Origin of the sequence: Bradyrhizobium sp. LA6.8 (assembly GCF_040547935.1) — a bacterium.
Classification (GTDB): Bacteria; Pseudomonadota; Alphaproteobacteria; order Rhizobiales; family Xanthobacteraceae; genus Bradyrhizobium; species Bradyrhizobium barranii.
The window spans coordinates 93645-104716 of the sequence record NZ_JBEPQQ010000017.1 but is presented as its reverse complement, the minus strand read 5'-3'; the positions used below and the strand labels follow the sequence as shown (position 1 = coordinate 104716).

13 protein-coding genes are annotated in these 11072 nt (G+C 62.6%); 7 read left to right on the top strand and 6 right to left on the bottom strand.

The features are described 5' to 3' along the window. Nucleotides 1-115: 115 nt before the first annotated feature. From ABIA90_RS44425 to ABIA90_RS44400, 6 genes are all read right to left on the bottom strand, one after another. The gene (locus ABIA90_RS44425) at nucleotides 116-595 is read right to left on the bottom strand and encodes an ATP-binding cassette domain-containing protein (RefSeq protein ID WP_354116762.1); all 480 of its coding nucleotides are present in this window, start codon (nucleotides 593-595) and stop codon (nucleotides 116-118) included. Nucleotides 596-815: 220 nt separating this feature from the next. Then, on the bottom strand, nucleotides 816-1127 hold the full coding sequence (locus ABIA90_RS44420; RefSeq protein WP_354116760.1) for a hypothetical protein: 312 nt from the start codon (nucleotides 1125-1127) through the stop codon (nucleotides 816-818). A 254-nt stretch (nucleotides 1128-1381) separates the two neighbouring features. Further along, entirely contained in the window at nucleotides 1382-2362 is a 981-nt protein-coding gene (locus ABIA90_RS44415) for a Bug family tripartite tricarboxylate transporter substrate binding protein (protein ID WP_354116759.1), read from the bottom strand. A gap of 50 nt (nucleotides 2363-2412) precedes the next feature. Then, nucleotides 2413-3147, bottom strand: coding sequence for a dienelactone hydrolase family protein (locus ABIA90_RS44410; RefSeq protein WP_247302701.1), 735 nt, complete (start codon nucleotides 3145-3147; stop codon nucleotides 2413-2415). A gap of 9 nt (nucleotides 3148-3156) precedes the next feature. Continuing rightward, nucleotides 3157-4086, bottom strand: a complete 930-nt coding sequence (locus tag ABIA90_RS44405) for a Vgb family protein (RefSeq protein WP_247302704.1) — start codon at nucleotides 4084-4086, stop codon at nucleotides 3157-3159. Between the two features lie 159 nt (nucleotides 4087-4245). Then, nucleotides 4246-5013, bottom strand: coding sequence for an IclR family transcriptional regulator (locus ABIA90_RS44400; protein WP_247302707.1), 768 nt, complete (start codon nucleotides 5011-5013; stop codon nucleotides 4246-4248). Between the two features lie 194 nt (nucleotides 5014-5207). On the opposite strand from ABIA90_RS44400, the gene ABIA90_RS44395 reads away from it, so the two are divergent. The 7 genes from ABIA90_RS44395 (at nucleotide 5208) to ABIA90_RS44365 (ending at nucleotide 11064) form a co-directional block, all read left to right on the top strand. Continuing rightward, the gene (locus ABIA90_RS44395; protein ID WP_247302708.1) at nucleotides 5208-6050 is read left to right on the top strand and encodes a cyclase family protein; all 843 of its coding nucleotides are present in this window, start codon (nucleotides 5208-5210) and stop codon (nucleotides 6048-6050) included. A 49-nt stretch (nucleotides 6051-6099) separates the two neighbouring features. Next, nucleotides 6100-6453, top strand: coding sequence for a cupin domain-containing protein (locus ABIA90_RS44390; protein WP_247302710.1), 354 nt, complete (start codon nucleotides 6100-6102; stop codon nucleotides 6451-6453). Then, the gene (locus ABIA90_RS44385; RefSeq protein ID WP_247302712.1) at nucleotides 6450-7247 is read left to right on the top strand and encodes an SDR family NAD(P)-dependent oxidoreductase; all 798 of its coding nucleotides are present in this window, start codon (nucleotides 6450-6452) and stop codon (nucleotides 7245-7247) included. Before ABIA90_RS44390 ends, ABIA90_RS44385 begins: the two co-directional genes overlap by 4 nt. Then, nucleotides 7244-8170 carry a 3-hydroxyacyl-CoA dehydrogenase family protein gene (locus ABIA90_RS44380; protein WP_247302714.1) on the top strand — a complete coding sequence of 309 codons (927 nt, stop codon included), beginning with the start codon at nucleotides 7244-7246 and terminating at the stop codon, nucleotides 8168-8170. Before ABIA90_RS44385 ends, ABIA90_RS44380 begins: the two co-directional genes overlap by 4 nt. A 3-nt stretch (nucleotides 8171-8173) precedes the next feature. Then, a complete protein-coding gene (kce, locus tag ABIA90_RS44375; protein WP_247302716.1) occupies nucleotides 8174-9115 on the top strand; it encodes a 3,5-dioxohexanoate:acetyl-CoA acetone transferase in 942 nt (313 codons plus the stop codon). Nucleotides 9116-9145: 30 nt separating this feature from the next. Further along, on the top strand, nucleotides 9146-9808 hold the full coding sequence (locus tag ABIA90_RS44370) for a DAPG hydrolase family protein (protein ID WP_354116758.1): 663 nt from the start codon (nucleotides 9146-9148) through the stop codon (nucleotides 9806-9808). Nucleotides 9809-9870: 62 nt separating this feature from the next. Further along, on the top strand, nucleotides 9871-11064 hold the full coding sequence (locus ABIA90_RS44365) for an amino acid ABC transporter substrate-binding protein (protein ID WP_247302721.1): 1194 nt from the start codon (nucleotides 9871-9873) through the stop codon (nucleotides 11062-11064). Nucleotides 11065-11072 lie beyond the last annotated feature (8 nt).

Genomic DNA, 11072 nt, shown 5'->3' with positions numbered 1-11072 from the left:
GACCCAGGCGTCCAAACCAACCTCCCGTCCCCGCAAACTCGCTCCCCGCTCACAATCGGATCGCTACACGCCCGGCTGTGAGATATCCGGGCTAGATCCTGCCGTTCCGAATCGTTCAATCCGGCGCGGGCTCGTCGAGCAGCAGGATCGTCGGCGCCGAGACCGCTGCCCGCCCAATTTCGACGATCCGTTTGAATCCGAGCGACAACTCGGCAACAGGCCGGCCCAGACTCTCGGGCACGAATCGCATCGCGCGGAAAGTGGCAAGCGCGGCCTCACGACGGAGCCGATTGCGCCTCAGATCCACCGGAAGCCGAAGAAGCGCCGCAGCCAGGCCACCCTTTTCGCGGCCGACTAGACCGATCTCGATGTTCTCGATCGTCGTCAGTTGATCGATCAGTTGCGGCACCTGAAAGGTTCGGCCGATTCCCGCCCGCGCGAGCTCGTCCACCCGCCAGGCGGTAACATCCTGGCCACGGAAGCTGATCGCGCCTGCGTTAGGCGTAAGGAATCCCGAAAGGACATTGAGAAATGTGGATTTACCCGACCCGTTCGGTCCGATGAGACCAATCAATTCGCCCCGCCGGATTGAAATATCGATACCCTGTTAAATCGGACGGACCGCCGAGCGGATCACCACCGAGGCAATCCCAAGGCACGCGTGAACAACGATCTCGTGTCGCCACTGACGATGTTCAGGGCGATCCGGATGTGGATGGACGAACCCAAGCTGCAGGTGGACCACCGGGTCTCGGCCCTCTCCGATCTGCTTCGGTCCCTGGATTGAAGTCGCGGAGGCGCCGCCGCCGTTCCCACTAACGGCGCGCGAAGGCCCCGACCTTGTTCGACGGCTGTATTTTCGGAACGACGAGTAAACAGCGAAGCTCATCGATCTGGCCGACCATGCTCAGGGCCTGCCGCTTGAGCACTTCCACCGCGAGGCCGCGATGGCCTTCCGTTTCCAGTTCCTTGATGCGCTCGTTGAATACAGCGAGGTCCTGATGCAGGACCTCGATCTGGTGCTGGACCGGATAACGCGCGGGGTGAAACCTGTCGCTCGCGCTCTGCTTTGCAGTGTCCGGCTTCGACGCGACGCCGTAAAAACGCTTCTCACCCTCTACGTCCATGAATCACACCCCCGTGCTGCGTCTTAGCATTGCGGAAGTGTGGCGGTCTTACAAGGGGGAAGAAGGCCGGATGACCGGCGCCCCGTAGTGGTACCGGGCAACCCTGAGCCGGCATCGGCCAAACGCTGGAGCGGGTTTGTTTTTATTAGCAATCCCAATTACTTACGCGTTTCGACAATTCTCATATTGGACGTCATTGGACACTCCTGCGCAGCTCAGCCTGGTTCGGTGCCCCACAAGATCCGTTTCCGCCTCTATTCCCGTTTGTACACCGCACGCGGCGCGTTGGCGGCTTTGATCAGTGTTTCGGCTGCCTTTCGATCAAGAGCGATAAAATTTGCAAACTCTTCTGGCGAAGTCGGGGCCGCAACGACTGCTTGCTGCTCCAGAAATTCAACGAATTTTGGTTCCTTGAACGTTTCGACAAAAGCGGCATTCAATTTGTCGATGAATGCAGCAGGCGTGCCCTTGGGCGCCGCCAGGCCCCACCACCCTACGCCCGGATAATCACCGAAGCCCGCCTCGGGGTCCGTTGGCACATCGGGGAGCAGAGGCGACCGCTGCCTTGACGTAACCGTCAAGGCCTTGACCGAACCGGTCTGCAGCAGGCCGATGAAATTTCCGAGGCCGAAACGCGTCAACTGTACTTCGTTCGCGGCCGTGGCCTGGGCGGCCGGTCCGCCGCCTTTATAGGGGATGCCTACAATCCTGGTTCCCCATTGGTTATTCAGCCACTTCAGAAACAAATCCTGAGAGGACCCATCGCCCAGCGTCGCGAAATTGAGTCCGTCAGGCTTGGATTGCGCGAGGCTTTTGAGTTCTGAGACGGTGTTTACCCCCAGCGCCGCAGGCACGAACGTGCCTTCGGTGAGAAAGAACAGTCGGGTAATCGGAACGATGTCGTCCGGATTGTACGGAAGGTGTTCAAACAGCAAGGGATTGTAGGACAGCGTCGAATGATAGATGACGCACAAATTGTAACCATCCGGCGCTGCGGCAGTGCAGGCCTGGCCGCCGAGAATGCCCGAAGCCCCGCCCTTGTTTTCGATGATGAGGGGCTGCCCGAGCTTTGGCCCGATCTCACTTGCCGCTTTGCGCATGATCACATCGGTAACGCTACCGGCTGCAATCGAGACAATCAGCCGGATGGGCCGTTCCGGATAGGTTTGCGCCTGCGCGCTGGTGGCAGCGCCAACACCGAGAAGACCGATCAAAACCATGCTGATCCACTTCATGTCGCTCCTCCCGATTATTCCCTCAACCCACACCTTGCGCCGGCAGCGTTCTAAAGCGCCTGTTCAAATGCATCCGTGATGAACTGATCGAGCCAGCGATAGCTCTGCCGCGCTGCGGGCTCGTTGTATTCGGCGATCCCTGGTACGCCCGCCTCCGGCTCGCAGAATGAGTGCACGAGGCCGCCGAATGTGAGCATCTGCCACTTCGCCTTGGCCGCATCCATCTCCGTTTCGAAAGCATCACGCTGCGCCTTGTCCGAGACCGGATCGCGCGACCCGTGCAACACGAACAGCGGGGATTTGATCTCGCCCGGCTTCGTCGCAGGCTTCGACGTCGTCAGGTCGCCGTGCAGGCAGACGACCGCCTGGACGTCCGCGCCGGTGCGCGCGAGTTCCAGCACGTTGCCGCCGCCGAAGCAGAAGCCGACGGCGGCCTTGCGGCTTGCGTCCCCGATGCCACGCTTCTCGGCCTCGACGATGAGCGTCACCAGCGCGGCGTTGATTCGCAGCCGCCGCTCGTCCGGGGCGTTGCGGAGCGCTTCCGCGAGGTGGGCCGCCTCCGGCGGGCCGCTCGATGTCTTGCCGTCGCCGTACATGTCGGCGACGAAGCCGATGTAGCGAGAGCCGGCCATCATCTGCGTGCGCGCGATGGCGTCGTCGGTCACGCCGAGCCAGTTCGGCGCCATCAACATCAGCGGTCGCTTGCCGCTTGTGCGTTCGTCGTAGACGAACGCTCCGATGAAGCTGTTGCCGCCGGCCTGATAAATGAAGCGTTCGACTGCCATGTCCGTTCCTCAACCTGGTATGACTTCGCCGATGAAGCCGCCGTCGAAAGCCGTAAAGAACAACCGCCCATCCGCCCATGCGCAGATGCAGCGCGCGCCGGCATTCGGTGCCGGAATGTCGTATTCGCCGAAAACTGTGCCTTTCGGCGTCATGCGGCCGATCTTGTTGGCTTGGTTCGCGGTGAACCACAGGTCGCCATCCGGCGCGACGCAGACCCCGCGCAGCGAGGAATTGGGAGTCGCCACCGGATGTTCAGTGATGGTCCCGTCGCCATCGATTCGAGCGAGTGCGTTCGTGCTGGTCTCGACGAACCAGATGCTGCCGTCCGGGTGCTCCGCCATGGCGCGGGGCTGGCTGTCGTGGCTCGGGATCGGATACTCCGTAACGCAGCCATCGATGGTGATACGGCCCACGCGGTTGCCTGCGGCCTCGCTGAACCAGAGCGCGCCGTCGCGCATCGCGATCGAAAGCGGTCTGCTTCCGGGCGTGATGCCATCGCGGAACTCGGTGACAGTGCCGTCCGGCGTTATGCGCCCAATCTGACCGGCGTCGCTCTCGGAAAACCAGACGTTGCCGTCCGGGCCGGCAAGAATGCCGTCGGGCCCGGCATGCGGCGTCGGCAGATCGAACAGCGTGATTTCGCCGCGCACGGTGATCCGGCCGACCTTGTTGGCCTTCTTGGCGCAGAACCAAAGGTTACCCGCGTTGTCCGCGGCTATGCCGATCGGCATCGCGTTCTCGACCGGCAGCTTGAATTCAGCGAAGGTGTAGTCGGTGACGTTCAGGCGGCCGATCGTGGACGCACCGCTTTCACAGAACCAGAGATGGCCGTCGGGGCCCGCTACACAGATATAAGGCTCGCTGTTCGGAGAAGGAATTCGATGGGTCCGGATGGTGACCCTCGTTTCGGTTTGCGGTCGCGCTGTCCCCGAGACCATGGATATGCTCCCTCCTCACGCTGTACCGTTATGCAGTACAACTGTATTGTTGAAGAGTATTCAGCAGCCCCGTGTTCTGGTCAATCGGAAACGGCGGTGCGACACACGACCGTTTGAGATGCCTCGGTTGCGTTGCACACCTCTTGATGAGAGGCGCGGCTACCGCCTTCCAACAAACGTCCGAAGCTTCTCGCGAAAGATGAGCAGAGCCTGGGAGAGCGCCTCACGTTGCTCGTTGAAACGATGGTTCGGCGCGGGAATCGAGACCGCGACCGGCCTGCCAAAGGGATCAAGCACGGCGATCCCGACCGCGCTGATGCCGATGCCGTGCTCCGCCGGATCGAATGCCAGGTGCTTGCGCCGAGCCGTATCGAGCTCGCGCACCAGCTTTGCGCGATCCCTGAGCGGATGCTCGGGATGCTCCGTGGCGCTCTTTTCGATCAGCGTGGCGGCGTCTTCCTTGGAAAAGCACGACAGGATCGCCTTGCCGTTGGCGGTGCAGTGGAGCGGAAAGCGTTCACCGATGCCGGACAGCGCGACCAGCCGTTGCTTGCCCGGTATCTGATCAATGAAGACCGCGGAGCCCCCCGACAAGATCGACAGGTCGACGGTTTCGCCGACCTCGTCGCGCAGCGCGACCAGATGCGGATGCAGGATCTCGGTGAAGTTCGAATTCAGCGACGCCGCAATCCTGGCGAGACCCGGGCCGATGCGCACGCCGCGGCCGGGCTGCGCTTCGGTGACGAAATCCTCGGTGACGAGCGCCGCCACGATGCGCTGGACCGTCGAACGGGCGAGACCGATCTCGCGCGCGATCTCACCGAGACTGAGCCCGTCGGGTTTGCCCTCGAGAGCGCGCAGTACGCTTGCCGCCCGCGCGATGACCTGCACGCCGAGGCCGACGCCTTTCTCATCCTCATCCGTCATCCGCACGTTCACCGCGAATCCCCCTGGCGACTCGTTGCCGCACCAAGCCATAGCGCGCCAACCGCACGCAAACAAATCACGTCGACCGTCTTGACTGCATTGTGATACACATGTACTGACTACCAGTACAGTAAAAAATGAGCGGGGCCGCGCGGCCGCGCCGGTGGAAACGCAAGATCAGGAGGCACGTGCCGATGAAAATTCGCGGCATCGAATTCGAGGGCAACCTCGACAACGCGATGGGGCTGGAGTTCTACAATCTCTCGCATCGCTTCGGATTCCAGTCGCCGAACTGGCCGTATTTCGAAGACGTCAAAATCGAGCGCATTCATTACATGGCGAAGTCGGGGGTGCTGTCGCAGCGCATCACGACCAGCATGCACAACACCACCCATATCGACGCCCCCGCGCATGTGGTCGAGGACACGCCGTTCATCGACGAAGTGCCGCTTCCGCATTTCTTCGGATCGGGAATTGTGGTCTCGATTCCCAAAAAGCTGTGGGAGCCGATTACCTATGACGATCTCGAAAAGGCTGCCGGCCATGCGGTGCGGCCCCACGATGTGGTGATCGTCAACACCGGCTGGCATCACAAATATCGCGACAGCGAAGAGTATTTTTGCAAGTGCCCGGGTTTCGTGCCGTCAGCCGGCGACTGGTTTGTCGAGAAGAAGGTCAAGGTCGTCGGCCACGACACTCAGGCCAATGACCATCCGCTCGCCACTGCGATCGGACCACACCGCAACGGGCCGTTGCATCCGCATCTCGCCGAAGAATTCAAGAAATGGTCGGGCGGAATCGACTGGAAGGAAGCCCATCCCGAATGGGAGCCCGTGCATCGCAAGCTCTTCACCAACGGCATTCTCGGCATCGAGAACGTCGGTGGTGACCTCGATGCGGTGACCGGCAAGCGCGTCACCTTCGCCTTCTTTCCATGGAACTGGGACCGCGGCGACGGCTGCATCATTCGCCTCGTCGCGATGCTCGACAAATCGCAGAACTACCGCATCGAGAAGGGCGACGCGTTCGGCAAATAGCAAACGCCGACCACCCAACAGATCACGGCCACGGCTGGAGGAGACGTCCATGCATGTCAAACGGTTTGCCGACGCCAAGCCCTATGAGGCGCCCAACCACCGCGGCGTGATGGGCCTGCGGCTGCAGGGTTTTGAGCCGGGCGGCCCGACCAACCAGTGGATCGGCTACTCGCAGTTCCTGCCCGGCGGCGGCGCCGGGCCCGATTCGACCCCGTTCGAGAAGGTCTATGTGGTGCTGAGCGGCCAGATGACCGTGCTGATCGACGGCAAGGAGACCGTGCTGGAAGCCATGGATTCCTGCACCATCGCGCCCAACGAGGTGCGCGAGATCGTCAACCGCACCAACCATGTCTGCAACATGCTGGTTGTGATCCCCTATCCACAAGGAGGTGCGCCGCGATGACCGCCCCTACCGATCCACTCGCGCTCTTCTCGGTGAAGGGCAAGGTCGCCATCATCACCGGTGCGTCAGGCGCCTTCGGCACCGTCGCCGCACAGACACTGGCCTCCGCCGGCGCCAAACTGGTGCTGACCGCCGGTCGGGCGCCGGAATTGCACGAGGTGGCGGAAGATTGCCGCAAGCGCGGCGCCGAGACCGAAGAGATTGCCACCCGTCCCTCCGACGAGGCCGCCTGCGATCGCATCGTCGCAGCCGCCGTTGCGCGCTTCGGCCGGCTCGACATCCTGGTCGTTGCATCCGGCAAGAACGACGTGTCGAAAATCACCGAGATGGCGCCCGCCCGGTTCCTCGACGTGATGGATGCCAATGTCACCCAGAGCTGGCTGATCGCCCGCGCCGCAGGCAAGCAGATGCTGGCACAAGGCGACGGCGGAAAGGTCATTCTGATGTCTTCGGCGCGCGGTCTGCTCGGCCACCCCGCCGGATATACCGCCTATTGCGCCTCCAAATCCGCGGTCGACGGCATCACACGCGCCCTCGGTTGCGAATGGGGACCCGTCGGCATCACCGTCAACGCCATCGCACCGACGGTTTTCCGTTCGCCGCTCACGGCCTGGATGTTCGGCGACGACGAGCGCGCGCGAACGACGCGCGCGGGCTTTCTCGCGCGCGTGCCCAAGGGACGGCTCGGCGAGCCCGACGATCTCGCGGGGCCGTTGCTGTTCCTCGCCTCGAAAGCGTCGGATTTCTACACCGGACACATTCTTTATGCCGATGGCGGCTACACGGCGGGATGACGATGGCCCCCCAGTGCATCAGCATCGTCGGCGGCGGCCTGATGGGACACGGCATCGCGCTGGTGTTTGCCGCGGCGGGACACCATGTCAGGATCACCGATCCGGTCGCAGAGATACGCGCGCGCATTCATGACCGGATCGGCACGACGCTCGACGAACTCGGCAACGATCGCGCGGCACTCGACCGCATCGCGATCGCCGAGACCCTCGAAGCCTGCGTCGCCGACGCGCAATGGGTGATCGAGGCGGCGCCGGAAGATCTGGCGCTGAAGCAGCGCATCTTCGCCGACATCGAGAACGCAACGCCGGCCGACGCGATCCTTGCTTCCAATACATCGGTCATTCCGATCGGCCAGATCATGGCCAGGATCGGGCGCAAACAGCGCGCGCTGGGAACGCATTGGTGGAATCCACCCTATCTGGTGCCGCTGGTCGAGGTCGTCCGCACCGCCGAGACGTCGGACGCGGCAATCGCATCGACGATGGCCCTGCTCAAAAGCGTCGGCAAGGCTCCCGTCGAGGTGAAGAAGGACGTGCCCGGCTTTGTCGGCAACCGGCTGCAGCACGCGCTGTGGCGCGAGGCCATCGCGCTGGTCGCGGAAGGCGTCTGCGACGCCCGGACGGTCGACGACGTCGTCAAATCGAGCTTCGGCGCCCGGCTTGCGGTGCTGGGCCCGCTCGAAAACGCCGACCTCGTCGGCCTTGATCTGACCCGATCCATTCACGGCTACGTCTTCCCCGCGCTCGATCGGGCCACCACGCCCTCCCCCTATCTCGACCGGCTGATTGCCGAAGGCCGGCTCGGATTCAAAAGCGGCCGCGGCTTTTCCGACTGGACCGCGGAGCAGCAGGCCGCCTTGCGGGCTCGGCTGACGCAACACCTCAAGGCCAGCTTCGGCCCATCGGCCGCGCGCAGGGAGTAGACCATGGCGAAGCCTCGATCCGACAAGGTCATCATCACCTGCGCCGTCACCGGCGGCATCCACACCCCGACGATGTCGGATGCCCTGCCCTTCACGCCCGACGATATCGCCGCGCAGTCGATCGCAGCCGCCGAGGCCGGCGCCTCGATCCTTCATCTGCATGCACGCGATCCGAAGGACGGCCGGCCGTCGCCGGATCCCGCGGTGTTCATGCAATTCCTGCCCCGCATCAAGCAGTCGACCGACGCGGTCATCAATGTGACGACCGGCGGCAGCCTCAGCATGACGGTGGAGCAGCGGCTCGCAGCTCCCCTCGTCGCCAAGCCCGAGATGTGCTCGCTCAACATGGGCTCGATGAATTTCGGCATCTTTCCGCTCGCCGATCGCTACAAGACCTGGAAGTACGACTGGGAAGAGCCCTATCTGCGCAACACCGACGATTTCATCTTCCGCAACACGTTCCGCGACATCGAGCGGATCCTGAAGCTGCTCGGCGAGGATCACGGCACGCGTTTCGAGCATGAATGCTACGACGTCGGTCACCTCTATAACCTTGCACATTTCGTCGACCGCAAGCTCGTCAAGCCACCGTTCTTCGTGCAGACCATCTTCGGCATTCTCGGCGGCATCGGCGCCGAGATGCGCAACCTGATGTTCATGAAGGAAACCGCCGACCACCTGTTCGGCGACGATTATCACTGGTCGGTGCTCGCGGCCGGGCGATCGCAAATTCCCTTTGCGACACAGGCCGCGATGATGGGCGGCAACGTTCGCGTCGGCCTCGAAGACTCGCTGTTCATCGGCCGCGGCAAGCTCGCATCCTCCAACGCCGAACAGGTCGCCAAGATGCGGCGCATCCTCGAAGAGCTCGGCCATTCGATCGCGACGCCGGCGGAGGCCCGGGAGATGCTCAAGCTAAAGGGCGGCGATCAGGTTGGTTTCTAGCAGCGAACCGGACTGCACAAGGGGACGGCCATGAAATTTGAAGACGCTAATTACCTGCTGAAGCCGGGCTACCTGCCGTTCGAATCCGGATATCAGGAAATCGAGGACGGCAAATGGGTGGTGGCCGGCCTCACCCGCATGCCGGGATGCCGCGCCAAGATGGTGGACTGGTGGTTCTCCTGGCTCGGCGACATCGAATGGTACCGGCTCTGGCATCCACGCGACCACGTCTATAGCGGCTGGGAAAACCGCGTGAACGGCAAATATATCGGCGCCTCGCATCTCGTGCACGAGTACCTGGCCGGGAAGGACGGCCCGCTCTACAAGCTGCGCGTCGACTTCCACGATCCGGCCGAGACTTTCGACGCCTCGCGCTACAAGGCCTCGGGAATGCTTGCCGTCTGCGCCCGTCCGGGTTTGCTGGAGGCGCCGTTTTACGTCGGCCGCATGACGCATCTGGTCCGCGACACCGATTACGGCTGCGAAATGCGGTCGCGCTTCTGGCTCGGCATGATCGCACATCGCGATCCCACGATCACGCTGCCGGAGGCCCAGATCAGGCAGATGCGCGCCGAAAATCTCAATGCGGAATTTTCCCGCCGGCTCCACCAGCATTGCGTCGAAGAGATGGGATATCTCGCCGAGGTTCTGCCGGCGCTCTATCGCCGCGTCACGCTCGACGACACATTTTGAGGACATCCTGACTGCACTGAACAACACAAGAAAAGCACAAAGACATTTGGAGGAGGAAACAGATGAAGCGTCATATTGGAACGTCTCTCGCCACCACCATGTTCGCTTCGGCGATGTTGGCGCTCGGTATCGGCGCCGCGGCAGCCGATGACATCGTCATCGGCGCTTCATTGCCGCTTTCCGGCCCGCTCGCGGGCTTCGGCAGCTTCCAGCAGTGGGGCTACAAGCGCGCCATCGACCAGGTCAACAAGGCCGGCGGCATCGCCATCAACGGCACCAAGCAGCAGGTCAAGCTCATCATCCGTGACGACAAGACCGATCCCAACGCCACCGCCTCCAATACCGAGACGCTGATCTCACGCGATCGGGTGGTCGCAATGCTAGGGTCCTGCACGCCGGCGCTCGTCAATGCCGGCGCGCTCGTCTCCGAACGCGCGAAAAAGCCGATGGTTACCGGCTGCGACCCGCTCGAGGCTTTCAAATCGGTGCGCAAGTGGAATTATGTATGGGACATCTTCTTCCACGAGCCCGAACTCGCGGCAGCGCAATTCAAGGCGATGGACGAGCTCGGCGCTAAGACCAACAAGAAGCTCGCGATCTGGCATGACAACGGTCCCGACGGACAGGTGATCGGCGGCAAGATATGGCCGGCGCTCGCCAAGGAATTCGGCTACGAGGTGGTTCAGAACGCCGAATTCCCGATCGACAATTCCCAGTTCATCTCCATCATCGGCGAGGCCAAGAGCAAGGGCGCCGAGGTCGTGCTCGTCGATGCGATCACGCCGCAGGCTATCGCGATCCGCAAGCAGATGGCGTCCGCCGGCTACACACCCAAGGTTCTCAATATCGAGAAGGGCGCCGAGCCGGTGCAATTCGCCGAAGCGCTGGGCAAGCTGTCGGACGGCATCATGGTCGGCGGCTATTGGGACCCGACATTCCCCTATCCCGGAGCCGCGGACCTTGCCAAGGCCTTCGAGAGCGAGACCAAACTGAGCAGCAGCCAGCATATCGCGGATTCCTATGCCGCCGCGCAGGTCCTGCTCGATGCCATCGCCGCGGCGGGCTCGACCGATCCCGAGAAGATCAACGCCGCCATTGCCAGGACCGACAAGTCCTATGTGGTCGGCCCCGTGAAGTTCGACGAGAACCACACCGCCAAGCTTCCGATCGTCTCGCTGCAATGGCAGGGCGGCAAAGCCGTGATCGTCTGGCCGAAAGCCGCCAAGACCGGCGACTTCCTGTTCCCGCTGCCCTGACCGCGGAA

Bases quoted from the DNA above. Each gene is read 5' to 3' on its own strand.
- ABIA90_RS44370 (WP_354116758.1), top strand. From the start codon at position 9,146: ATGAAATTTGAAGACGCTAATTACCTGCTGAAGCCGGGCTACCTGCCG.
- ABIA90_RS44390 (WP_247302710.1), top strand. From the start codon at position 6,100: ATGCATGTCAAACGGTTTGCCGACGCCAAGCCCTATGAGGCGCCCAAC.
- ABIA90_RS44400 (WP_247302707.1), bottom strand. From the start codon at position 5,013: ATGACGGATGAGGATGAGAAAGGCGTCGGCCTCGGCGTGCAGGTCATC.
- ABIA90_RS44385 (WP_247302712.1), top strand. From the start codon at position 6,450: ATGACCGCCCCTACCGATCCACTCGCGCTCTTCTCGGTGAAGGGCAAG.
- ABIA90_RS44415 (WP_354116759.1), bottom strand. From the start codon at position 2,362: ATGAAGTGGATCAGCATGGTTTTGATCGGTCTTCTCGGTGTTGGCGCT.
- ABIA90_RS44365 (WP_247302721.1), top strand. From the start codon at position 9,871: ATGAAGCGTCATATTGGAACGTCTCTCGCCACCACCATGTTCGCTTCG.
- ABIA90_RS44410 (WP_247302701.1), bottom strand. From the start codon at position 3,147: ATGGCAGTCGAACGCTTCATTTATCAGGCCGGCGGCAACAGCTTCATC.
- ABIA90_RS44405 (WP_247302704.1), bottom strand. From the start codon at position 4,086: ATGGTCTCGGGGACAGCGCGACCGCAAACCGAAACGAGGGTCACCATC.
- ABIA90_RS44420 (WP_354116760.1), bottom strand. From the start codon at position 1,127: ATGGACGTAGAGGGTGAGAAGCGTTTTTACGGCGTCGCGTCGAAGCCG.
- ABIA90_RS44395 (WP_247302708.1), top strand. From the start codon at position 5,208: ATGAAAATTCGCGGCATCGAATTCGAGGGCAACCTCGACAACGCGATG.
- kce (WP_247302716.1), top strand. From the start codon at position 8,174: ATGGCGAAGCCTCGATCCGACAAGGTCATCATCACCTGCGCCGTCACC.
- ABIA90_RS44380 (WP_247302714.1), top strand. From the start codon at position 7,244: ATGACGATGGCCCCCCAGTGCATCAGCATCGTCGGCGGCGGCCTGATG.